This is a genomic window from Streptacidiphilus anmyonensis (genome assembly GCF_000787855.1).
In the GTDB taxonomy this organism is placed as follows: Bacteria; Actinomycetota; Actinomycetes; order Streptomycetales; family Streptomycetaceae; genus Streptacidiphilus; species Streptacidiphilus anmyonensis.
On record NZ_BBPQ01000055.1, the window covers coordinates 29178 to 53339 of the forward strand.

Below are 24162 nucleotides of genomic sequence, written 5' to 3' on the forward strand. Positions count from 1 at the left end.
CCCGTGCGGGGGTTGACGTTCCGTCGGCCCAGCGGGGTGCGGCGTCCGCCTGCTCCGGTGCCGCCGTTCGCGGCCCGGCCGCGGCGTGGCAGCAGGCCCTCGGCCCGCTGTCCGGCCGCCCGACCGTTGGTGTTGGGGGTGCGGCGCCGGTCGTTGCGTCGCCGCACCCGGCTGCCGACCGCGAGCGCGGTGGTGGTGCCGCCCGCGGCGAGCAGAGCGAGCAGCGGACCGGTGGTCAACGCCGCGGCGGCGGCCCCGGCCACGGCCGTGTTCGCGCTCAGCAGCGCCAGCGGCGCCGCCGGCCAGCCACCGGGGGTGTGCGCGACGGGCGCGGACTCCCTCCCCGGCCGTGGTGCGGTGTCGGCGACGGTGGCGGTCGCGGTGTCGGGGGTGGCCGGAAGGGTCTGTTCGGTGGGGAGTTGGTCTGTCGGGGGAGCGACGATGTCTGCCATCGTGGAGAGACCTCCATGCGGGGTAGGGGCCGGGCGGCCTCCAACAGCTAGGCCCGGCCCCGCTTGGCGTTCATGGACAGGTCGCGCTGTTCCTCGGGGGTGCCGCTCACGCGGCATCGGAGCTGGTGTCCGGCCTTTCGGCGGGAAGCGGCAGGTAGCCGATCAGGCAGACCTCGGTGGAGACCAGGCCGCTCTGGCCGTAGATCCGTGCGGCGCAGTAGTCCTGGTAGGTCTCCAGCTCGCCCACTTCGGTGTGGTCCAGGCCCAGGGCCTCGCGCCACCACTCGAACCCGGCCGGGTCGTGCACGTGGACCGTGATCCGCCACGAGGGGTCCACGTCGAACATCGCGCCCGGCGCGCCGATGAAGGGCGACATCAGCGCCAGCAGGGCGTCGGCGGCGGCCCGCTGCTCCAGCGTCGGGCCCGGGGTGCACAGGGCGTCGGTCATGCTGTTCACGTCGCTGTCTCCTCGGTGTTCAGTCACGGCGCGGCCTGCAGGGCGGCGAGGGCCTGCGGGGCGGCGTCGCGCTCGGCTTCGAGCTGCCGGTAGACGCGGTGGACGAAGGCCGGTGAACGGGTGGACAGCCGGGCCGTCTCCCGGATCGACCGGCCGGTGAGCCAGCCGTCGAGGATCTGGTTGTAAGCGGCGTCCTGGTCCAGCCGCTCAGGCTCCGGATCGGGTTCGGAGTCCGGGATGACGGGCTCCTCGTCTACCGGCGCGACCAGCGATGCAGACTGTCCAAGCTCGGGAGGACACACCACAGCGGCGACCCCGCTCGGTTCGGGGGACAACGGGGCGAACGGCGGTGTCTCCTGCGGTGTCACCTCGTCAGCAGGTGCCGTCTCCTGCGGGCCGTTCTCGGTGTGGTCATGGCCGATGCGGTGGACGCGCCACAGCACCAGCGGGCTGATGGTGGACACCACCACGACCAAGAGGACGTCCACGTGGATCAGGTGGGCGTCCACCAGGTGCGCGAGGGCCTGCACGAAGATCATCGCCATGACGGCGGAGGCGACGTCCCGCCCCGCCCGCATGGCCCGCAGGGCGTAGATGTCGAGCGCCGCGGGGACGCCGGCGGACACGTACGGGCCGAACCCGCACGCGAGCGCCAACCCGTACTCCGCGTACGCCGTCACCCCGAGTGCGGCCAGCAGCGCCGCCCACGCCAAGGGGTCACGCAGCGGCTTCAAGGTGACCCCTCTCTCGGCCCGCCGTACGGGCCTTCTTCGCGGCGCTCACGGCGGTCTTGGCCGTGTGGCAGGCCCGGCACGGGGGGTCGCCCGCGTTGCGGTGGTGCCAGTAGCCGTTCGGTGTGCCGCACCCGTCGAGACGGCCGGTCAGCGCGTCGCGCTCGGCGGTGTTGAGCCCGCCGAAGACGCCGAACCGCTCGTCACGGCCGATCGCCGCGTTCAGGCACGTCATCCGGACCGGGCACGCGGCGCAGACGCGCTTCGCGACCAGCTCGGCCAGCTCGGCCTCGTCCGGGTCGGGGAAGAACAGCTCCGGTGTCACCGCCGTGCACAGCGCGCCGGTCAGGTCGGTGTCCTTGGGCACGGTCAGGGTGATCGCGGCACCGGGTTGGGGTGCGCCGTAGGGGATGCGGGCGCGGATCGCGGTGTGGCGCCGGCGGGCCATCAGGCGGCCCTCGCCGCAACGGTGCGCCGGTGGCGGCCGGACGGGCACGGCAGCGGGACGGGCAGCGCGACGACGCGCAGCACGTCCGCCGAGTGCACGTCCAGGGCGAGCGCGGCCCGCGCGGTGAGCCGGTCGGTCAGCTCGGGGTCGTCGGCGAGGATGTCCCGCGCGGCGTCCAGGCGGGCGGCGCGCTCGGCCTCGTTCTCGTCCTCGACGCCGAACCACAGGTCGAGCGGCGTTCCGATCGCCAGCTCCAGAACCTCGTCGGTACTGGCCACCAGGTGGTGGCCGATGAAGTGCTTCATCACAGCTCCTTGGGCTGAGACAGCAGTTGGTGGGGCTGCACGAGCAGCCGCGGCACCCCGACGACAACCGCCCGAGGGGCGGCCCCGTCGGGGACCGTGATTGCTGGTGAAGCGGGGCCCGACCTACGGGCGTCAGGGCTGTCGGGCCTGGTCCGGTGCTTGCTCTCTGCTCAGCACGAGCAGGGCGGCGCACCCACTGGGTGCTGCTGGCTTGCTGCCGCCGGCGAACTTCACCCGGTTCGCCCCGGGGGCGGTCTGTCTCATCCCGCCACGTGCTTTGGGACTCCGCTGTCCTTCCCCACGCTCCCGAAGGAGCGGCCTGCCACGGCGTAGGGGGAGGGCGCCAAGCTTCACGGTGGTTCGCCCCCGGCCTCTCGGCCTGGGCGCCTGCCGTGACCGCCGCCCTCGCGTCGGTCCCGCACGATCACTGTTCAGTTCTCAAGGGACGGTGTGACCTCCCGAAGCGCCCCTGACCGGCATCTGCGCAGGTCAGAGCAGCCCCAAGAAGAGCCGTTGGGACTGTCAGCCATGAAGCTGGCAGCAGGGCGGTCGCGTCCATCAATGTGCATTAGAGCGCCCTGATGCGCATTACTCTGGCAGTGCACTGATAGCCCGTCAAGCCCTTCGGCTGATGCGCCCTAGTGCGGCGTAGGTGACCTTGGTACGGTGACCGAGTGCCAATCAGCAGAGAAGACCCAAGCCCGCTCCACCTTCAGATTGCTGCTGACCTGCGCGAGCGGATTCGTGCTGGAGAGTTCGAGGGGACGAAGTTCCCCTCGCTTCGGGACCTGATGCGGGACTACAAGACATCGCAGGCAACCGCGCACGATGCGGTCAGGCTGCTTCAGCAAGAGCAATTGATCATCTCCGTCAGTGGCAAGGGGACGTTCGTCCGGTCGGCCGATGAAGCTTCAGCTGACTCCGAGTCGGCGGGCGAGGGTCTCGCGGAGCAGGTCGAGTCCCTGCGAGCCGAGCTCGAAGAGGTGAAGAGGCGGCTCAGTCGCCTCGAAGGCGGCGAGGGCGAGACTTCCTGATTTTTGACTGCTGATTGGTCCGCTTGTTCATGTGACAAGTCAACGGCGGACCGCGCTGAACCGACATGAAGTGCCGGTGCAGCCAGAGTGCAGCCGGAGTGCAGTCCGCTGACAGCGAGGGGGATCGTGGACGTTGTCGACACCTGGACCGGCCATCTGGCGAGTGCCCTGAAGAGGGCTCTCCGCGAGACCAACGAGGGGTTTGCAGGCCGTATCGGGACGTCGGTCAGAACTGTGGCCGCCTGGAGCGCCGGCCCGGAGCTGGTTCCGACCGCCGAGATTCAGAGAGCCTTGGACACGCTGCTGTTCCAGGCAGCGGCCGACGTGCAGGCTCGGTTCGCACTGCTCGCAGGCAAGCCGACCCAAGAGGAGCACCCGCAGCCGGAGCCACGCTCCGTGACTCCGGCCCAGCGCCGGTTGGCCGAAGACCCACACATAGCCGCGGCCGTGTCCTGGCTCGAAGCGAACTTCCGGTGGGCGCCCGCGACCGCCCGAGGTCGAGTCGCCCAGGAGCTCGCGGGGCTCGATTCACGCGCCGTGGAACTGCGCGCCCAGCGGCAGGCGGAGGTGACGCGGGAACGGGTGGCGAAGGCTGCCCAGCGCTACTACCGGGCGGGTTTCGGTCTATGGCGCCCATATGAGGTCACCGCCTCTGGCCAGAGGCTCACAACGAGCATCCTGACGCAGGACGCATGGGTTGACTTGGCGCAACCCATCGGGGATGGGCAGGACCGTTCTGAGTATCGCCCGACCACACGCCAAGAGTCGCCGCTGAGCAGAGGTGCTGCGGAAGCGGCAATCCGGAGCCTGGCTGAGTCGCTGGCAAAGGGCAGCCAGATCGTCAATGCGGAGATCTACAGCCTGACGTCAGTGGATATTCAGCCGGGCCGGATCTCCGGCAGCTTTGAAGTGATCGACTTCGTTCGTTACGCGCTCACGCTCAACCTCCTGGAGGGTGAGCTAATGACGGCGGTGGCCGCAGGTGAGTCAGAGCAGCCGGGGTCGATGCCGCTGCGGGACGAGTACCTACCCGATGTGGCGTCGGTCGTTGACTTCGGCGAGCGCGTTTGTGCAGGCGGCGCGCTGGCTCTCATGGCGATCGCACGGCCACGAGGACGCACCAACGACCCTGACTACCTGCTGTTGGTGCAGGAGCGCTCCAGCAGCGTGCTGAACGCCAACCGGCGCCTGGCCGTCATCCCCAAGGCGTTCCACGGACCGATGTCCGACTACAGCGAGGACGCTCGCTTCTCGGCGACGCTCGAACGCGAGATGGAGGAGGAGCTGTTCGGGCGCACTGACGTGGACTCCACAGTGGGCGCGCAGCTCCACGCCGATCCGATGCACCCCAGCCTCCTATCTGACCCCATGCGCTGGCTCCTTGAGCGGCCGGGGAGTGGCGGGTGGCGGATGGAGTCGACTGCGGTCGGGATCAACCTCGTCAGCGGCAACTACGAGTTCGCCAGCCTCATCGTGATCGAAGATGAAGAGTGGTGGGTCAAGTACGGCGGCCAAGTCCGGGCCAACTGGGAGTCCAGCGGGCTGCATCGTTACTCAAGCTTGGACGTTGACCGACTCAACGCACTTACGCTGGACCAGCGTTGGAGCAACGAAGGAATCTTCGCGTTCACCCAGGGGTGCCGGCGCCTCGCCGAAATCGGCGGGCCTCGCGTGCGGATGCCCTTGATCGAGTGGGAGTAGAGCATGGCTGACACCTGGTACAAGGGCAACGCAAACGAGGACGCTGACCAGCATCGCGGTTGGCTGCTCGGCCACTTCATCGACCCGGTGAACGGCTTGGCGAGGCAGACCCAGGCATTGGAAGTGAAGTGGGGTATCCACCCCGCTGGGCAGAAGCGTCCAGAGTGGGTGGCCGACGATCAGCGGACTGCCCTGCTCCTCCTCGTGAGCGGCCGGTTCCGGCTCGATCTCAGCCTCGGCAGCGTCACGCTGGAGAAGCAGGGCGACTACGTGGTGTGGGGTCCGGGGATCGATCACTCCTGGCAGGCTGAGGAGGATTCCGTGGTCGTCACCGTCCGCTGGCCGTCGATCCCGTGACGCCGCACTGGGACGCCCGTGCAATGTCGCGCGCTGTCCCATCTGTCCCAGAGTTCTAGAGGTACAGGTGGCTTGCTGCAATGCCGGAGACAGGCTTGCGACAGCGGGCCTCGGCCTGTCCGGGGACGGCTGAAACAGCCAGGGGTGATCAACTCCAGGTTTCAGCCAGGGCTGGCAGAAGCGTTCCGAGCCGCTCCCCCGGGGATGGCTGCTCCCTCGCTCCAGTCTGGTGACAACTCTCTCTACCTGGTCAAGGGACCACGCCGCTTGCGCGGCGCGGCCCGCCCCCGCTCGGGCGCGCTCCTGTCTTCGCCCCGCGCCGCCCGGCGGGGCGGACCGCAAGCGGGAAGTAGGGGCAGGAGCCCCGTTGACCGCCAGGACACAAGAGGGATCTCCGGCTCCGGGATGACGGAGGGCCGTGCCGACACTGGCTGGCCGCAGGGGGCTGAGGTAGGGCCTGTCATCCCGCCCGCCATCGACCCAGGCAGAGCCGAGCAGCTTTGCCTCCTGGGGTCCAGGTCGTTCGTACAGTGGCGCGCTCCACCTGGACCCCAGGAGGCAAACCCGCTCCACCGGCGTGTGGGTCGATGGCAGACGGGATGACAGGCCGGGCATGGGTTGGGGCCGAGGCGCAGCGCAGGCGAGTCCCAACGTCGCTGATCAGCAGACGTGGACCGTCGAGCTGCGGTAACAAGGTGGGAGTCCCGGCCTTGTCGAAAGGATCGCTAGACCGTGAGCAGCCGCTACCGTGAAGAGAATCCGTACGACCGCCTGCGTAGGCTCGCATCGGAGGCACCGCAAGAGCTGCGCATTTGGAAGAGCGGGGCCGCCGCGCTGCCGGCAGTACTCCTTGAAGCCTCGGTCCAACGGGCTACGAACCTCATCAGGCGGACCAGCCGTGGCGGCTCGTTCCGGGATGGAAGCAGTGTCGAGTCTGAATGGGCGTCCGTCGCTGGAACTCTCGCAACCTGGGCACAGCAATACGGCGATCCACGGGCACACGGACCCGCCGTGGAAAAGACCGATGCCGTCGAAGCAGTTGAGCTCGCAAAGAAATGGCGAACTCTAGATATTGGAATTAACGGGGCACGCTCCGGCGGGGTCTCCATAACAGAAAACAAGCGCGGAATCTGGATATCGCCAATATCTGATCCGAGGATTGAAGCACTCGATGCGATTCTCGAAACAATAGACACCGGCTCGCAGGCTGAGCAAGTGGTTACCCCAAGTCTCGATCCAGCATTTGAGCACCTCAAGAATCTGGCATCCAGCCCCGGTGGCGCCAAGATCACGGTGCCGCGCTGGATAACCGCCTTGTATGTTAAGCACCACAAGAACTACATGACCTCCCGACCATGGGAGACGCCACTCGATACCAATCTGGGAGGCATCAGTTTGAGGGATGCAACTCAGCTCATGGCCACCCTGAAGGGGATGTCGCATCTCAGTCGAGATGTTTTTATGCTCTTTCCAAGCCCCGTGATGGCGAATCCAATGTTTGAACCGGACGACCTGCGGCGAGACCTTGCTCGCTTCAACCCGTCACTTGCCGACAAAATCGACGTATTCTTGGACATGTTTACCTACAAGGGCGAACGAGGAAAATCCCCGCTTGCCTCCCCAGTCATCAGCTGGGGCGAGTTCCTGCTACTGTCGCCACATCTGATGCATGATACTCTCGAAGAGCGAGTGATTCTCCGGGCCGCTGCATCCGACCCAAGCAATTCAGGCGAACTCGGCAGGGCACTGGGCGACCTGTGTGCACGCTGGGCCAGCCGGCTTGAAACGATATCCGGAACGCGCGTAGCCACCGAGGTGAAGGTCACTACCGAAAATGGTCGCAAGCTTGGCGACCTTGATATCGTGGCGCTCGACGAGGCCAACAGGCTAGGGCTGATCGTTGAAGCCAAGTGGCCCATCGACGCACGCACGCTTCCTGACGCTTGGAAGCAAGAGGAAGCGATCGACAAAGGCCGCCATCAAATCGAGCGGTTGCGGCGCGAAATTGCCAACGGGGCGATCGTGAAATTCCCTCAAAACTGGCCCGGATTCGAAGAAATTCAATGGCATTGGATCGTCGGGACGCCTCGGTTCTTGGATTCACGCTTGAATCAACAAGGCGCGCCTTCCACGAGTCTTCGTCTGGTCGAGCAGGTTCTTCCAGCTGAATCCCTTTCAGATTTTCTGGAACGCCTCGACCAGTACACTCTTCCTCGCCAGGGGCGTGAGTTTAACCTCACGTGGACTCGCGCGAAGATTAAAGGAGCAGTGGTTAATGCGCGAGCCCTAGTAATGCTTGTGCCGCAGACTAGCCCGACCCCAGAGCGCGGCCGGCACAACGGTTGGACCTGAACGGTACGTCTTGCCCTACGCGGTTCGCCTTCCCGCGGAGGAGGATCAGCCTGACCAGTGGGCCAACCTGGCCGAGTGTTAGTTCTGACGACTGGGGTCCTGCGCCCCACAACTCTGCAGGACCATGAACCGAGCGACGGAGCCCAAAGGGCGGCCGCAGGAGGCCCCGAGAGCCGCTACTCGGCCTCGAGCCGGGATGCCAGCCGAACACCAAGGTGCAGGCCGCTCAACACATGGGTTGGGACGACACAGAAGAGATGACAGCGGACGCGGCGGCAAGAGACCATAGAGACCCGTTCAGCGGTCGACCTTGGCAAGGGCCACGCGAAATCCTGAGCGTCGGAAATCCGATAGCTTCTGAACCAGGTTCACCTTACTGAAGAAGTAGAGGGAATCAGCCAGATCGCCTGTCTTGTCAGTGGCAATCGCGAGAACCATTCTTCGATTCTTCTCAACGGGGTTTACATCGCCCCATTTGTTGGTGTAGAGCGTGCGAATGTGATCGCCGTATCGGGGCCAGGGCTTCGGCGTAGTCCAGGAGTGTCCGATCTGTGACCTTCTGAGTACGAGGAACCCGAGACAGTGGCCCATCCGCGAAGACAAGCGCGGTTACGCCTTCCTCCGGATCGACCGCAGCCGCCCTGGCCATCTGGTTGCGATGACGAGATCAGGGCCAGGCACTGCGGGTGCCGATTAATCATCCGGCCTGGTCAGCTGGCGTGGCGGTACTCCCGCAGCGCCCCGCCGAGCCGGTCTCGTCGACGAACCGGCAGACGTCGGATCTGGGCCGGCACGCTGACCGGCTCGGGAAGCGGTCGCAGCGGAGCGGCTTGGCCCAGGCTCCGATGCGGCCGGTCCTGGTTGTAGAACGTCTCGAACTCCCGCAGCACGTACAGGAGGTGGCGCTGGTCCCAGATCAGCGTGCGGTCCAGGAGTTCACGCCGACAGGTCTGGATCCACCGCTCCATGATCGAGTTCATCCGGGGCACTCGGATGCCCGTGGTCACGACTTGCAGCCCGGCATCCCCCATCAGCGTGTCGAACGCCGCAGTGAACTTCGAGACGCGATCGCGAATCAGGAACCGCGCCCTGCTGCCCGCGTCCTCAAGGTCAATGACCAGGTTGCGTCCGAGCTGCACGATCCAGTCCGCCGTCGGGTGCGCGGTCGCGCCCATGACCCGCACGCGCCGGCTCGCGTGCTCGATGACCGCAAAGACGTACACGCGCGCCCCGGTCAGGGTGCGGACCTCGAAGAGATCGCAGGCGAGCAGCGCCTCGGCCTGGCTTCGCAGAAAGTCAGCCCAGGTAGTGCTGTTCCGTTCCGGAGCTGGTGGGATGCCGTGCTCCCTGAGGATCTCCCATACCGTGGACGCGGCGACTTTGATGCCCAGCGCCGCCAGCTCCCCGTGGATCCGCCGGTACCCCCAGGAAGGATTCTCCCGGGCCAGGCGCAGGACCAAAGCCCGGATCGAGCGGACGGTCGGCGGTCTCCCACGCCGCTTCGGCACACACGCCGCCGCATGCCGGCGCCGAAGAAGGTCCCGGTGCCAGCGCAGAATCGTATCCGGGCGGACCAGCAGCAGAAGACGGCGGAGCCTCTCCCCCGGCAGATGGTGGAGCAGCCCGGCCAGAACCGCCCGATCAACGTCGGTGAACACGGGCCTGCCGACCTGGCGCTGAAGCACCAGCAACTGATGCCGCAGCACCAGTGTCTCCACCTCCTTCTCCCGCTCCCCCATCGGTAGAAGGCGCAGCAGAGCAAGCGCGTGGGTGGCAGCAAGGTAGACCAGGCGCAGTAGCACAAGAGATCATCCTGCCGCCCTCCCCCGCCGCCGAACAGCCCGCAGGGTGACCAACGGGATCCCCACGATCATGCCGCTGACCTGCCCGGATGATTTATCGGCACCCGCAGAGCTCGCGTCTTTGCATGAGACGGCTCTGCCGCGCTCGATGACCTGACTGAGCAGCCCCCGGTCCCCGGACCACGGTCATGGCGCCTGGCCCCACCGGCCAGGCGCCGAATGGGTGCATGTGAATCACCACGCCGACCACACTGCCCAGGGGACCAGTGCGAACGACCCCAGCACGAGAACAACTTCACACTTCGTCAGCCGAACATGGTCTGCCGCCGCTCGTCGGCGTCCAGCTCGTTCGTCCTCGCCCGCTCGTCCCTCGCCGGCTCCGGGCGCTCCAACTGGACCCCTCCCGCACGGCGGCAGCACCGGCAGCCACGAGGAAGCCACACCACCTCGGCACCAGCACAACCAACCCCGAGGCCAGCACCTTGCTGCACTTGACAGGCCCAGCCCTCATGGGTGCATGGACGCAATAATCGGCACCCACAGGGGCTCCAGGATGCAGGAGGCCGACCGACCGCAGTCGGATAAGGGCGGCCGATGCATCGAGACGATGCATCGGCCGCCCTATGAGTGGGACCATCCCCGCGAGCCGAAGCGCGGGCGGCTAGAACAGGGTCTGCACCGCACGCCCGCCGGAGCTGCTGCCGCACTGCTGCCGAAGCGGGCAGCCGTCACACAAAGTGCTGGACGCCTTGCAGACGGTACTGCCAAGCAGTCGGAGGGCAGCTGCGCGCAACGGGGCATCCGGGCCCGCTCCGACCAGTCTGGCCAGATCGACGCGGCCGTCGCTCAACCTGTTGGTCTTGTCCGAGTCGCTGCCGGCTACTCGTGCCGCAACCCTGAGCGTCGCCTGGGAGGCAAGGAGTACATCCTCGCCTGCCAGGAGTCGGAAGGTTCGCTCCTCCGCCGCCTTCATCGCCATCGCCTCGGCCAGTGCTTCGGGGTCGGTCCAGACCTTACGCATGGGCAGCAGTGGCCGGAATCGCTCCAACGCCTGACGTCCGGCCTCAGTCCGGAGCTCTGCCTGCATCTGGTCGAGCTCGGCCTTTGTCAGTTTCACGCGGCCCCGAATCGTTGCCAGAGCCCGTTCGGCGCCCTTCGGAGCGTTGGAACGACTTATCAGAAGCGCTGCGACTGCGGCTACAACCGGCGTGACGCTCTGACCAGGCAGTGCATGCCAGTTGGAGCCGCACTGCTGGTGCTTGGCCCAGCTGGTGAGCGCCTGCCTGGCCTGCACCCAGCGTGAAGTCTCACACTGTTGCTCGCCGGAGCGTTCGCCCGCTGGAATCGGCCGAAGTGCGGTTGCAGCGGCGCGCCCAAGCAAAGGCGGGACGGCGTTACCGATCTGGCGGAACGCGTCGCTGCGGGTACCTGCGAAGCGGAAGCGGTCGGGGAAGGTCTGGACTCGGGCGGCCTCGCGGACCGTGAGGGTCCGCAGTTCCTGAGGGTGGATGTACCAGTAGCCGTCCTTGGCGATGTGCGCGGTGATGGAGCGGCTCACCGAGTCCCAATCGAGCTTCTTGTACTTGTCGTCGAACGTCTCGGCTGAGTAACGCCTCAGATCCTCGGGGAGGTCGGCATACAGGGTGGAGGCATCCATCATGCCGAAGATCTTGCGGTCGTCTTCACGTACCGGCCGCGTCATGTGGTCCCACACGACGCCCTTCCGGGCACCGGCCCGCATCATCTCGGCAAAGGCAGGCAGATGGCGGGGCTCGCTGTAGGCCAGTTCACGACCACCGATGGTGTCGCCAAGATTGGGCAGGTCACCGATGGCGTCACGCAGTGCCGGCTGCTTGGCCTGCTCGGCTGGCCAAGAGAAGTCCTCGACATCACGTCGCGCAAGAATAATGAGACGCTTCCGGTGCTGGGGCACGCCGTAGCGCCACGCGTCCACCAGTCTGAACTCGGTGTAGTAACCACCGCGTTCCAGTGCGTCGACCATGGTTCGCACCACGGCGAAGTCGTCACCGAGTGCCATGTCTGGAACGTTTTCCATCAGGACAGCCCGAGGGCGCACGGCCAGCGCTACGTCGAGGAATGCTTGCCACAGCTCACGCCGATGGTCATGTTCCTCGCGGTGCCCGGCGACCACCAGGCTACGGATCTTACTGCGACCTGCACGGCTGAATGGTTGGCAGGGAGGTCCGCCTGCGAGGAGGTCGATCTCCGTCTTGGCGAGCAGATCGACGAGATCCTGACGTTGCGAGGGCTCGCTGAGGTCACAGTCCAGCGCCAGGCCGGGGAAGTTGTGGCTGTGCGTCTGCACAGCCTTCTCGTCGTGGTCAACCGAAACCGCGACCGTCCAGCCAGCCTCCTCCAGCCCGAGGCTGAGCCCGCCAGCGCCGGAGAACAGGTCGACAGCGAGCCGCTGTCCCGCGGCCAGTCTCTGCGCGCACCACTGCTCGAAAGTGCCCTCGGTGCAGCCGTCAGGATGGCGGACAAGTCGTAGATCGTCGCTGCGTTGCAGCTTGACCCCGTAGATGGACACCCGCCCGTACCCTTCCAGAACACCTGCGTCAACGAGCACTAGGAGAACACAGACGTTGTCGTGGATCAACAAATCGTCCGTCCCCGGGGCCGACGGACGATTGTAACGATAGCGGTGGGGTCCGACGATTCCTGCCACGGGCTGCTAACAGCCAGTGTAACGGTGTGGTCACATCGGGCTCGGTTGGCTGAGCCGGGTCCACCGCTCTGTGTGTTCGGTGACGCGCCTGTCGCGCGTCAGACCATCGGTAGTTCGTTAAACCGGGCAGTAGAGATCAAGGCCGTGTCCGTTGGTGACCGCATTGATCAGGGCTTGCAGCTCGGCGGGCGGGTCGGTGTCTGTCCAAGCCCTCCACCAGCGTTTGAGGGTGAGGGCCGGGGTAAGCCAGGCCCTGACTGCGCGTAAAGCTCGTGGCCAGCAGGGTGGCTGGGGCTGGTGGGGTCGGGCAGGGCCCCCTCTCTGGTCCCTGGCCGTCGTCCGGGGCGGTGGTGGCGGGGTCGTCCGCCTTCGGTAGGCCGGGCCACTGGTCCCAGCAGAAGGAGAACGCGCAATGGACCAGGGTCTGGTGGCGGCGGATGGCACGATCCGAGCGGACCTGGAAGTCGGCCCAGCCCAGTTCGTCCTTGACCTGCTTGTAGCTCTGCTCGATCCAAGAGCGCAGGCCGTAGAGGCGGACGACCTCGGCCAGGCCGGCGGCTGGGTGGGGGTGTTCGGCCGCATGGGGTGCGTCGGGGTGGGGCAGGTCGGTGGCCAGGTACCAGGTGGAGTGCGAGGGAAGCGTGCCGCGAGGTTCTGTCGGCTGATCGGCGTGCCCGAGCGGACCTGGCGCCGTCACCAGGCGCGTGCCCGCCACGGCGCTGAACTGCGGGGGTCGTGGCCGCGTCCGGCCCGGGAACGGGTGCGGGACGCCGCCCGCCGGCACGCGCTCGCGCATCCCGCGTGGGGTCATCGGAAGGTGTGGGCGATGTGCCGGTGGGAGGACCACCGCGTCTCGCAGGCCACCGTGCTGCGGTTGCTCCGGGACGAGGGCCTGCTGCTGGAGGCGAACTACCAGCGCGAACGCAGGCAGCTCGCCGCCCGGCGCAAGGCGGCGTTCGCGACCGAGCCGACCGGCCCGAACCAGGTCTGGCAGCTGGACTTCTCCGAGTTCGAGACGGCTGGCGGCGGCACCTGGCGGCTGGCCGGCTGCCGCGACTACTGGTCGAAGTACGAGCTGGGCTGGCACGTGGCGCCGACCGCGAACCAGCACGACGCGATCGCCGCCATCGAGCTCGCCTTGGCCGAGGCCGAGCGTCTGGCCGGGCGCCAGCTGGTCGACCTCGCCCCGCGCGACGCGGACGGGGCCGTGCAGCCGCTGGTCACGATCGTGACCGACAACGGCGGCCCGTTCCGCTCGTTCCGGTTCGAGGCGTTCATCGCCACCCGTCCGGAGCTGCGGCACGTCCGCACCGGGGTCCGCACCCCGGGCCAGAACGGCTCACGCGAGCGCGGCTTCGGCTCGCTGAAGTACGAAAAGCTGTTCCTGGAGGAGATCTCCGACGCCCTCGACCTGGTCCGCCACGCCGAGGACTACCGGATCGAGTACAACACCGTCCGTCCGCACGAGGCGCTGGCCTGGAACCGGCCCCACGACGTCCACACCGGGCTCGCCGACCCCGTCATCCCCAACTTTCCCGAGACCGAAAACCTGCCAGTTGCTTGACGCGGGACAGGCCCATGAGTAGGCGGTGCGGACGGAGCAGGACCTACCTACACTGTCGTTTGATTCAGGGGGAGTTGTGATTTGTGTCGGCGGTTCGATCGAGTGGGCCAGGTGCGGGCGGGGCTTGGCGGGTGGCGGGTTGAGATGAACAACTATCAACTACGAGATCACCAACCCGGATCCAGCTGGCACAATAGCCTCGGTTCGTGGTCACCTCGGCGGGGTCGGTGTCGCTGCTTGCCGCCTTGCGCAGGGGACACTCCGGCATCGTGAGGGGAACACCGCGCGCAACCGTGGCGCGGACTTCCTCTTCGCCTGGACCGTGACTCGCGACAACAGGCAGCTGACCTACAGTGATGAACCGGGAGCACCCGCTCGTGGTGCAGGTGCTCGTGGAGGGGGCGGACAGCAGTGCTCTGGGGGGCGGAGACGTGACCGGCTACGAGGTCGTCGAACCTCGCGCAGAGTCGTTGGTGGAGTCGCTTCGCGCGTTCGGGTACGCCACCGAGACCGCAGTTGCGGACCTGGTTGACAACAGCATCACAGCCAAAGCCACCACGGTCGACGTCCGCCTGCACTGGGCTGGCAACGAGTCATGGATCGCGATCGTCGACGATGGCCTCGGCATGGACGGCGAGAGGCTCCGAGAGGCGATGCGGCCGGGCACAACCAGCCCTTCGACGCCGAGAACGGCGAGCGATCTCGGGCGGTTCGGGCTCGGACTCAAGACCGCATCCTTCTCGCAGTGCCGACGACTGGTCGTCATGTCGGCGACAACGCCATCATCGTTGGCAGCTCGGACGTGGGACCTTGACCATGTCGTCCGCGTCGGTAGCTGGCAGCTGCTGACGAAGTTGACATCTGAGGACCGGGCACTGTGGGACGAGCTGCACGGTGACCAGCCGGGAACGGTGGTGCTGTGGCGACAGCTGGACCGCCTTGTTGTCTCCCCAGATCCACAGAACGAGCAGGCAGAGAGCCACTTCTACACCATCGCTGACCGGGTTGCCACGCATCTCGGGATGATCTTCCATCGGTACGTCACGGGTCCTGGGAAGATCACCATCCGGGTGAACGGCCGAAATATCGCGCCGTGGGACCCGTTCCTTGAGTCTCATGAGACAACGCAGGTGGTCACGGACGAGTCACTGCTGTACCGAGGCGAGCTGATCAGCGTCAAGTCGTTCGTCCTGCCGCATGTGAGCAGGTTGACCTCTCAGGAACACATCTCCACTGGTGGTCGTCGCGGCTGGGCTTCCCAGCAGGGGTTCTACGTCTATCGGAACCGGCGGCTGATCGTTTCCGGAAGCTGGCTCGGGCTCGGATTCCGGCGGGAGGAGCTGACCTCGCTGGCCCGGATCCGGCTTGACCTGCCCAACCACATGGACTCCGACTGGCAGATCGACGTCCGCAAGTCGGTGGCACGCGCGCCGGGCGCGCTGGTGCCCGAGTTGCGGCGGATCGCAGAGGTCGTCCGGCTGCGGTCGGCGAACGTGTATCGGCACCGCGGCAAGGTGCTTCAGCGTGCCAGTCAAGGTGACGTGGTCCAGGCATGGCTGCAGGTCGTGCGCGGGACAAGGATCGCCTATCGGGTCAACCGCCAGCACCCGCTTGTGGCCGCGCTGCTCACGACTGCGGGCGACGGGGAGGTCGAGGCCATGGTCAGGCTATTGGAGGAGACCGTTCCGGTTCCCCTGATCATCCTCAACCATGCGGATGGGCCGGGCCGGCAAGCGGCACCGTTCGAGGAGACTGCCCCGGACACGGTCCGGTCGGTGCTAACCGATGTCGTCCGAGCGATGAGACGCGCAGGGACGTCCGGCAAAGAAGTTGTCGGTCGGCTATTGACAATGGAACCGTTCTCTGACTTCCCCGACCTCGTTCGGGAGGTCTGCACGCGCGAACTCGGTCAGGAGATGGCATGAACCCCGACCACCGCAAGGCGATGGAGATCGCCCTGACGCTGCTCGATTACGTGGACGACGTCACGGCGAGCGACGTCGAACAGGCGGTTGACAAGGCGTTGCTTGCCGTGGGGCAGGCCAACGTCGATGTCGGCGAGCTGCGGAGGGATGTGGAGAGTCGGTGCAACGTCTGGCTTCCGACCGAACAGGTTCTCAACGGTAACGAAGACCATGTTCCCTGGCTCGATACCGCCAGGGACGAGATCGAGTGGAACTTCTGGGATCGGTACCGGCGGTATCTGGGCAGGAAGGGCTGGGCACCAGCACAGATCCGCAGCATCAACCAGGTTACCGACCGGATTCTGGACTCGTTCGAGAAACCGGATCGACCTGGCAGGTGGGATCGTCGCGGGATGGTTGTTGGTCAGGTGCAGTCTGGCAAGACCGCCAACTACACAGGCGTCATCTGTAAGGCCGCAGACGCTGGCTATCGCCTGATCGTCGTGTTGGCCGGTCTGCACAACAGCCTGCGCAGTCAGACCCAGCACCGGCTGGACATGGAGTTCCTTGGGTTCGACACCAGGAGCAACCGCAGCTACGACCAGACCAATGCCAAAGTTGGCGTCGGGCAGATGAAGGGGAAGTTTCTCCACGTCCACTCGTTGACCAGTAGCGACGAGAAAGGCGACTTCCAGGTCAAAGTCGCCAGGCAGGTCTGGCTCAACGCCGGCGGCAGCGACCCAGTCATTCTGGTGGTCAAGAAGAATGCCTCTGTGTTGCGGAACCTGTACTCGTGGGCGACTCGGCTGAATCAGGAACTCGACCCGGAGACCGGTCAACAGACCGTGCGTAACGTTCCGCTGCTCGTTATCGACGACGAGGCGGACAACGCCTCGGTCAACACCAGGGCCCGGCCTACCGACGAGAACGGGCAGCCAATCGACGACTACGACCCAACCAAGATCAACGGACTGATACGGAAGCTGCTGCGCACGTTCGAGAAGTCCGCGTACCTCGCTTACACCGCTACCCCGTTTGCAAACATTTTCATCGATGCCGACGAGAAGACCGACAAGTACGGCGAGGACCTGTTTCCGCGCAGCTTCATCATCAACCTCCGGCCACCGAGCAACTATGTCGGCGTGAACACCGTTTTCGGGCTGGACAGCGACGTGAACTCGGGGATCGAGGGACAGGCTGGCCTGCCGATCATCAGTACGTTCGACGACCATGAGATGTGGCTTCCGAACAAGCACAAGAAGGACGCCATCCCGGGCAGACTGCCGGTATCGCTGCTCACGGCGATCAACGCGTTCCTGCTCGCCACTGCTGCACGTCGGGCTCGTGGCCACCAGGATCACAACTCGATGCTGGTGCACGTCACCCGCTTCACCGATGTCCAAGCGCTAGTCCGCCGGGCACTGCACGAGTATGTGGACCTGATGCGCCAGCGCATGTGGCACGGCGACCCATCCAGCCCCGACTCCCCTTGGGCCGCGTTGGAGTCTCTGTGGCGAACCGACTTCGTACCGACCACCGAAGCGCTGCTGCGGCTCCCGGATTTGACGTCGGAAGTCGACGAGGTCGTCGACTGGGCGCAGATCCGCGATGCGCTTCCAAGCGTGCTCGACGACGTCGAACTGCGCGTGCTCAACGGAAAGTCCGAGGACGCCCTGACCTACAGCGAGGCCCACCGCCCGCTCACTTTGATCGCGATCGGTGGAGACAAGCTCTCCCGCGGTCTAACCCTTGAAGGGCTGACGGTCAGCTACTACCTACGGGCGTCGAAGATGTACGACACGCTGATGCAGATGGGCCGCTGGTTCGGCTATCGACCCGGTTACCTCGACCTGTGTCGGCTCTACACGACCGACGAGCTCGCCGGGTGGTACCGGGACATCGCTCTGGCCAATGAGGAGCTGCTGCGCGAGTTCGAATACATGGCCGCGCTCGGGAAGACACCACAGGAGTACGGGCTCAGGGTCCGCGCGCATCCGGACGGGCTGATGATCACTGCCAGAACCAAGATGCGAAACGGCACTGACGTCGACATCACGTTCTCCCAGACCATCAGCGAGTCGATCACCTTCGAGACGGACGAGGACGTGCTCCGCAGCAATCTGGCCGTCACCGAGCGTCTGGTCAGTGCCATGGGCACTCCGGCACACCGCCAGGGTGCTCTTGGCACCGTCCGGTGGGACAACGTGCCAGCGCCTAGCGTGCTGGATTTCCTGGACGAGTACCAGGCGTCCGACATCGCGACCAAGGCGCAGCCTCGAGCTTTGGCCGAGTACATCCGGACGTTGTTGACCACGAAAGAACCGGAGCTCACCACGTGGACGGTGGGGCTCGTGTCGGTCTCCCACAACGACCCGAAGACTCACAAGATCGGTGATTACGAGGTCGGCCAGGCCCAGCGGGCCCTGTACCTGCCCAAGGAACGTGCGAGCGCCGGCCTGGAGTACAAGGCTGGTCTCCGAGCGGGAAATGACCGTTACGTGATCCGTCGCCTTGTCTCCCCGAGCGATGAGATCATGGACCTCTCCGACGAAGAGCGCAGGCGAGCTCTGGATATGACCAAGCAGGCTTGGCAGTTGGACCCAAAGTCCAGGAAGACGGCGCCCAGCGCGCCGGGCGGGCTCTTCATCCGTGATGTCCGCCCACCGAGCCGAGGACTGCTGTTGCTGTATCCGCTCGCACCGGACTCCTGGATGCATCCCGACCTACCGCCTGTCGGGTTCGCCCTCAGCTTCCCGAGGAGCCGGACCGCGAAGACCATCAAGTACCGGGTGACGAACCTGTGGTGGGACCAGGAGTTCGGCAGCCAGGACTCCGACGAGGAGCGGCCATGAGCGTGGTGCCGTCCGCCACAGATCTTGAGGAGCTCTGGGCCGAACTGCACGACACTCAGAGTGGTTCGGTGTCGGCAGGCCGGCGGGTTCGGCGGGTACTGGCAGACAGTCCGCACCACTGTTTCGTCGGCGTGGAGTATCCGGCCGCACGGCGGGTTTTCTCAGTGGTCACACACGACGTTCCAGCCAACGCGACGAGCGGGCTGCTCGTCACGTCCGGCGTGGTGGTCGAGCCAGGAAGCCTCCCGGACCATGGGGCCACGTTGGACCTCGTACTGCGCACGGGTGCGTACGCTGACATTTTCACGGCGTTGGTGGCCGACCTGCTAGTGAGGCTCGCACAGGTCACTGCGGAACCGGGCGGGGTGGTGGTGAACCGGTTGAGTGAGTGGCAGCGGATGCTCGCCGGCATCAGTCCCGATGGGCTGTCACGGGAGCAGCAGCGTGGGCTGTTCGGGGAGCTGCACACCTTGTCCTACCTGTTCCTCCCGACATTCGGCCCGGACGCCGTGTACGCATGGACCGGTCCCGACCAGCAGTTGCAGGACTTCCAGTTCGAGCACGGCAGTGTGGAGGTCAAGACCGCGACCGGGCACGACGCCAACCGGGTACGGATCAGCAGCGAACGACAGCTCGACGACACCGGCCCCGGAGCGCTGTTTCTGGTGACGCTGGCACTCGACGCGCGACGGGGCGGACGCGGAGTGTCTCTTCCCGAACTCGTTCACCAGGTGCGTAACCAGGCGGCCAGCCTCGGTGTCGCGGGCGAGCTGGAGCAGCGGCTGGTACGTGCCGGCTATCTGGACACGCAGAGCCGGCTGTACGAGGACCGGCGATACGCGCTGCGCCGCCGGACAGTCCACCGGGTGGCCGACGGCTTTCCCCGGGTCACCGAACAGACCAGACCTGTCGGGGTGTCCGATGTCGTGTACACCGTTAACCTGCTTGCCGCCGCCCGGTTCCTCGTCGGCTACGAAGACATGATCACCATCCTGGAAGAAAAGGCATGACTGACACCGACATCGACCAGTTCGCCGAGTCGCTCCAGCAGGACCTGCTCTCAGAGGCCGGTGTGCCGGGCGCGGAGCGGAGCATCCGCGACGTTTTTCTTGAACGGATGATCGGTGAGCTTGCCGATGTCGCCGAACTGGAGGGCGGGGAGGCCTGTTTCCACCAAGCTCGCGGTGAGGAGATCTCCGGCTACGACATCAGCGGCGACGGCCAGACGCTCGACTTGTTCGGCGTCGTGCTCAGACAGGTAGTGCCGCCCGCGCCCGTCGGCAAGGCTGACATCGAGACCTGTCTCCGTCGGTTGCGGGGCTTCCTGGAGAAAGTGGCGCGGAACGGTGCCGCCGGACTTGAGGTGGCTTCGCCGGTGTTCGACATGGCGCAGAGCATCAGCCAGGCGTTGCCGGAACTCACCCGCGTCCGGTTCTGGGTCTTCACCGATGGTGTGGTCGCCACCAGGAAGGACGTGACGACGCCAGAGTTCGGTGATGTGCCGACGTCGGTCCAGGTCTGGGACTTGGTGCGGTTGCACCGACTAGTGACCTCCGGTCGGCAGCAGGAGCCCATCCACATCGACTTCGTCAGTCGGTTCGGTGCGCCGGTCCCGTGCCTTCCCACTGACCTCGACGAGCAGGGATGTCACACGATGCTGGCCATCGTGCCCGGCGCCGTGCTGAAGGAGATCTACGCGACGTACTCCGCCCGTCTGCTCGAACTCAACGTACGGTCGTTCCTGCAGGCAAGAGGCAAGGTCAATCAGGGCATCCGGGACACCATCCTCAACGAGCCCCGCCGGTTCCTCGCCTACAACAACGGCATCTCCGCAACCGCATCCGCCGTCGATGTGATCAGGACGCATGAGGGCGGCAGCGCCATCGCCAGCCTGAAAGACCTGCAGATTGTCAACGGCGGCCAGACCACCGCGTCGCTCTACCACGCGGCAGTCAAACACAAGGCGACGCTGGACGGGATCCACGTCCAGATGAAGCTCACCGTCGTCCCGCCAGACCAGCTTACTGAGCTCGTCCCGCTGATCTCCCGCTATGCCAACAGCCAGAACAAGGTGCAAGAGGCGGACTTCAGCACCAATCGTCCCTTCCACGTCGACATCGAACGCCTCTCCCGCTCGATATGGGCGCCGGCCACGAACGGCAGCCAGAAGCAGACCCGATGGTTCTACGAGCGTGCCCGCGGCCAGTACCAGGACGAGGTGGCCAGGACGGGCACGCTGGCCAGGCAGAAGGCGTTCAAGGAGACCCATCCGTCTGCGCAGAAGTTCGTCAAGACCGACCTGGCGAAGTTCGAACTCGCCTGGGACGAGGCTCCACACGCCGTCAGCCTCGGCGGTCAGAAGTGCTTCGCCGAGTTCGCGCTACGGCTCGCGCAACGTCCGGAGCAGGATCAGATGCCGGATCGACGCTACTTCGAGCACCTTGTCGCGAAGGCGATACTGTTCCGGCACACCGACAAGATCGTGGCCAGGACGTTCCGCGAAAACGGCTTGGAGGGCTACAAAGCACAGGTCGTCGCCTATGCCGTTGCGCTGATCAGCAACCGCACCAGCCGACGCCTCGACCTCGACGTCATCTGGCGTACACAACAGTTGCCGGAAGAGCTAAGCAGCGAAATCCCTGCGCTGGCCCGACTGCTCCGTTCGTTCTTCAACCGAGCGCCTGGCAACATCAGCGAATGGGCCAAGAAACCAGCATGCTGGGAAAAGGCGCGCGCCCTGCCGTGGAAGCTCAGCGGGGCAACCGTCGCCCACCTCACCACGAAGGTCCCGAATCATGTCGTCGCGTCCAACATCAGCACCGAGGACCTGCTGCTCGTGCCATGGTCGGAACTGGCTGACTGGGCAAGTGAGCACAACAAACTCACCGCCGTTGACAGGCGCATCGCCTCCGGTACCTCAGCACTGCTGAGCGGGGGAAAGACGCCGACCGACAAGCAGATCGACAACCTCAGAAGGATCTACGACGCCGCCCTGAACAACGGCTTTGCCTCGACCGGGAACACGAATGCCCGATGACGGGCCAGGCCAACGCCGTGCAGGAACCAGATCGGCCTGACACCCAAGCTGACCTGGCGAGTGTGCTTCGCAAGCTCGCCGAATCGACCTTCGACGACACCGAACCGCTGGAGACGACGGTCCTCAGAATTCTATCCGAGGCGGATAGGGTGATTCACGGCAATCGACGATCCTGCCGACCGGCCGTCATCAACGGCTTGGCGGCACGATACGGACTGCTCGGACAGCCACCCGCCACATTGGAGGAATCAGGGCGCGCCATGGGCGTAACCCGCGAACGCGCCCGCCAGATCCAGAAGCAGCACGAGGCTCTCCGCGGGCTGCATCTGTGGTGGCCACAACTCGACGCCGTGCTGGAGCTTGCGAGCAGGCAGGCTCCCTGCACTGAGTTGGCGTTGGCCGACGCACTGCTCCGCAGAGGCCTCACCACTACCCGGTACAGTCTCGGCAGTCTGCGCGCGTGCGCCGAGTTCGCCGGACGACCGTTCGACCTGAACGTTAAGGACGGGGTCATCACCGACGACCCCAACACCCTCACCGCCGTGTACCGGGCAACTCGCAGGGTTGCCGAACGGCAGGGCCTCGCCACGCTGCTCCAAGTCAGTGACGAGGCACTCGACGCCGGTGCCGTCGTCACAGAGGACGATGTCAGAGCACTGTTGGCGGCATCGGAGTCAATTGTGTGGCTCGATGAGAACCACGTCACCTGGCGGTCCTCCGTGCGCAACCGCCTGGTCAACACACTCCGCACACTCCTGTCCGTACATCAGCCCGTCGACCTACTCAGCGCACGGCAGGCGGTCGAAAACTTCTGGGCCTACCGCAACGCCGGCCGGACCGCAGACCAGGCAGATCTGGTGGCCCCGACCCTGACCGGGTTGCGGGCATTCTGCGAGTGGCATGACCAGTTTGCGCTCGATGACGACGAGCTCAGCGCGACAGTCCCGCTGGACCTTAACGCTGAACTCGGTGTCGAGGCGGCGCTTCTTGTCGAGCTGATCAGGATGTCGCCGAACGGCGTCCTCGACCGAACGAGCCTGATGGAGACCGCCGAGGCTTTTGGCCTGAACCTCAGCACGGTCAGCGTGTACCTGACCTTCCATCCGGCGTTCGTGCAGCTGGACCGAAACGCGTGGACCGTCCGCGGTGCGCAGGTCGCTTCGGATGTGGTCGCTACTGTTCAGGGGCAGGCGAGGGCACGCTCGCTGACTGAGAACCGCGACTTCCGTGCCGGTGTAACGCCGAACGGTCGCCCATGGGTCATGTTGGCCGTGACGTCGAACTTCAGGCTGACAGGAGTGTTGCTGCGTCGATGGCTCCCGCCTGGTACCCCGTCCACCAGATTCGAGCTGACCGATGGACGAGGCGAACCGTGCGGCAGCGCCGTGTACAACGACGAGACGGGATTCACGCACGGCTTCGGCACCTACGTCCGGCGGTTCGGCCTGCGCGTCGGCGAGTACGTGTACATGTGCGCTGATCCCGACGAGGAAACGGCCACCGTGACCCACGGAGCCAGCGACGCAGTCGGCCGTCTGGCGCAGACGAACCAGGCCGACTGACACGCAGCCACGGTGGCAATCGAGTGTCGGCAGAAAGCCACGCCACTCCATTGTGGTTGCACCGGCATCGGGTGTCGTCGAGAGGTCAGCGGAAGGCTATGCCTGTGGGGCTCGGAAGTCATCGCCGCAGGTCAAGCCGCATACTGGTACTGATTGATGACTGCGCCGAGGATGCGTGTGCGCAGGAGCTTGCGCGGCGCGCCCTCGGGCAGGATGAACAACGCCGGGGCTTCGGGTGGCCGTTGGTCTCGTGACCTGTGGGGCCGGTGCGCGTTGTAGTGCTCCTGGTACTCGGCCAGGACCCGTCGTACGTGTGCCTCGTGAATGACCAGAATGTGGTCGAGTGCCTCTCGTCGGATCGTGCCGATGACGCGCTCGCAGTGGGCGTTCATCCGGGGCGCCTGCGGAGCGCTGAGCAGCACCTCCAGGCCCCCGGCCTCGAAGACGGCGTCGAAGGCGTCAGTGTACTTGCTGTCGCGGTCGCGCAGCAGGAATCCGAAGTCGCTCCTGCGCGCCCCCTCGCGCTCGGACTCTACGAGCGTCCCGTCTCCGCCGGCCTTCCGAACCCGGCAGGCCCAGGTCGCCAGGATGGTCTCGTTGATCCCCAGCTCCCGCGCGACCTCCGCCGCCGGCTTTTGCGACTCGGCGACGATCCGCATCTGTGCTTCCCCCCGTAGCCATAGAGGCCTTGACTGCAGCCGAATCCGAGACGCGGTAGCGAGCCACACGCCGAGCGGCGCCCTGGCAGATTCAGTCGTACGTCCAGCTCGCACCAAGGTCCTGGTCGGCCACTTACTGACCAGGACCCTGCGCAACCCTAGAGAAACAGGGTCGCGCACGGGAGCATGGCCAACATGCTCACTCTGTTCTCGCCTCCCATAGGTTCGGCCCGTGAGCTGCCTTTCCCACCCGTCCTGG

19 protein-coding genes and 1 pseudogene are annotated in these 24162 nt (G+C 65.8%); 10 read left to right on the top strand and 10 right to left on the bottom strand.

The features are described from left to right. The 5 genes from TR50_RS47210 to TR50_RS31835 all read right to left on the bottom strand — a co-directional run. Positions 1 to 452: hypothetical protein (locus TR50_RS47210; RefSeq protein ID WP_042430250.1), on the bottom strand; the 452-nt coding region annotated here is incomplete at its 3' end. Between the two features lie 106 nt (positions 453 to 558). Beyond that, complete coding sequence (locus TR50_RS31820) at positions 559 to 909, bottom strand: hypothetical protein (RefSeq protein ID WP_042430254.1); 351 nt, start codon at positions 907 to 909, stop codon at positions 559 to 561. A 23-nt stretch (positions 910 to 932) separates the two neighbouring features. Beyond that, positions 933 to 1643 (bottom strand): hypothetical protein, encoded by a 711-nt coding sequence (locus TR50_RS43120; protein ID WP_152648748.1) that lies wholly within the window; start codon positions 1641 to 1643, stop codon positions 933 to 935. Next, positions 1627 to 2088, bottom strand: coding sequence for a WhiB family transcriptional regulator (locus TR50_RS43705; RefSeq protein WP_063775185.1), 462 nt, complete (start codon positions 2086 to 2088; stop codon positions 1627 to 1629). Before TR50_RS43705 ends, TR50_RS43120 begins: the two co-directional genes overlap by 17 nt. Further along, on the bottom strand, positions 2088 to 2393 hold the full coding sequence (locus TR50_RS31835; protein WP_042430257.1) for a hypothetical protein: 306 nt from the start codon (positions 2391 to 2393) through the stop codon (positions 2088 to 2090). Before TR50_RS31835 ends, TR50_RS43705 begins: the two co-directional genes overlap by 1 nt. A gap of 674 nt (positions 2394 to 3067) precedes the next feature. On the opposite strand from TR50_RS31835, the gene TR50_RS43125 reads away from it, so the two are divergent. The 4 genes from TR50_RS43125 (at position 3068) to TR50_RS46025 (ending at position 7837) form a co-directional block, all read left to right on the top strand. Next, the gene (locus TR50_RS43125; RefSeq protein WP_052441592.1) at positions 3068 to 3427 is read left to right on the top strand and encodes a GntR family transcriptional regulator; all 360 of its coding nucleotides are present in this window, start codon (positions 3068 to 3070) and stop codon (positions 3425 to 3427) included. A 126-nt stretch (positions 3428 to 3553) separates the two neighbouring features. Further along, the gene (locus TR50_RS31845) at positions 3554 to 5128 is read left to right on the top strand and encodes a hypothetical protein (protein WP_042430308.1); all 1575 of its coding nucleotides are present in this window, start codon (positions 3554 to 3556) and stop codon (positions 5126 to 5128) included. Between the two features lie 3 nt (positions 5129 to 5131). Beyond that, positions 5132 to 5485, top strand: a complete 354-nt coding sequence (locus TR50_RS31850) for a signal peptidase I (protein ID WP_042430260.1) — start codon at positions 5132 to 5134, stop codon at positions 5483 to 5485. A gap of 732 nt (positions 5486 to 6217) precedes the next feature. Beyond that, positions 6218 to 7837, top strand: a complete 1620-nt coding sequence (locus TR50_RS46025; protein ID WP_152648749.1) for a hypothetical protein — start codon at positions 6218 to 6220, stop codon at positions 7835 to 7837. A 297-nt stretch (positions 7838 to 8134) separates the two neighbouring features. Here the strand turns inward: TR50_RS46025 and TR50_RS44795 are convergent, their stop codons facing one another. The 4 genes and pseudogenes from TR50_RS44795 to TR50_RS50440 all read right to left on the bottom strand — a co-directional run. Then, the gene (locus TR50_RS44795; protein WP_084701305.1) at positions 8135 to 8428 is read right to left on the bottom strand and encodes a TIGR04141 family sporadically distributed protein; all 294 of its coding nucleotides are present in this window, start codon (positions 8426 to 8428) and stop codon (positions 8135 to 8137) included. A 119-nt stretch (positions 8429 to 8547) separates the two neighbouring features. Then, positions 8548 to 9639: an integrase core domain-containing protein gene (locus TR50_RS31855; protein ID WP_042430263.1), complete on the bottom strand. Its 1092-nt coding sequence runs from the start codon at positions 9637 to 9639 to the stop codon at positions 8548 to 8550. 661 nt (positions 9640 to 10300) lie between these two features. After that, complete coding sequence (locus tag TR50_RS31860; protein WP_042430266.1) at positions 10301 to 12187, bottom strand: DNA cytosine methyltransferase; 1887 nt, start codon at positions 12185 to 12187, stop codon at positions 10301 to 10303. A 274-nt stretch (positions 12188 to 12461) separates the two neighbouring features. Further along, a pseudogene (locus TR50_RS50440) lies at positions 12462 to 12983 on the bottom strand (IS701 family transposase); the annotation flags it as partial. 168 nt (positions 12984 to 13151) lie between these two features. Between TR50_RS50440 and TR50_RS31865 the strand changes: the two are divergent. The 6 genes from TR50_RS31865 to TR50_RS31890 all read left to right on the top strand — a co-directional run bounded on the left by TR50_RS31865 (position 13152) and on the right by TR50_RS31890 (position 23244). Continuing rightward, positions 13152 to 13889: an integrase core domain-containing protein gene (locus tag TR50_RS31865; RefSeq protein ID WP_369405798.1), complete on the top strand. Its 738-nt coding sequence runs from the start codon at positions 13152 to 13154 to the stop codon at positions 13887 to 13889. Between the two features lie 356 nt (positions 13890 to 14245). Continuing rightward, positions 14246 to 15814, top strand: coding sequence for an ATP-binding protein (locus TR50_RS31870; RefSeq protein WP_152648750.1), 1569 nt, complete (start codon positions 14246 to 14248; stop codon positions 15812 to 15814). Continuing rightward, positions 15811 to 18645, top strand: coding sequence for a Z1 domain-containing protein (locus tag TR50_RS31875; RefSeq protein WP_042430272.1), 2835 nt, complete (start codon positions 15811 to 15813; stop codon positions 18643 to 18645). Before TR50_RS31870 ends, TR50_RS31875 begins: the two co-directional genes overlap by 4 nt. Further along, positions 18642 to 19655, top strand: coding sequence for a PD-(D/E)XK motif protein (locus tag TR50_RS43130; protein WP_052441594.1), 1014 nt, complete (start codon positions 18642 to 18644; stop codon positions 19653 to 19655). The genes TR50_RS31875 and TR50_RS43130 overlap by 4 nt, the downstream gene beginning before the upstream one ends. Continuing rightward, positions 19652 to 21682, top strand: coding sequence for an AIPR family protein (locus TR50_RS31885; protein ID WP_052441595.1), 2031 nt, complete (start codon positions 19652 to 19654; stop codon positions 21680 to 21682). Before TR50_RS43130 ends, TR50_RS31885 begins: the two co-directional genes overlap by 4 nt. Further along, positions 21679 to 23244 carry a hypothetical protein gene (locus tag TR50_RS31890; RefSeq protein WP_152648751.1) on the top strand — a complete coding sequence of 522 codons (1566 nt, stop codon included), beginning with the start codon at positions 21679 to 21681 and terminating at the stop codon, positions 23242 to 23244. The genes TR50_RS31885 and TR50_RS31890 overlap by 4 nt, the downstream gene beginning before the upstream one ends. A 131-nt stretch (positions 23245 to 23375) precedes the next feature. Here TR50_RS31890 and TR50_RS31895 read toward each other — a convergent pair whose 3' ends face one another. Then, a complete protein-coding gene (locus TR50_RS31895; protein WP_052441596.1) occupies positions 23376 to 23903 on the bottom strand; it encodes an integrase core domain-containing protein in 528 nt (175 codons plus the stop codon). Positions 23904 to 24162 lie beyond the last annotated feature (259 nt).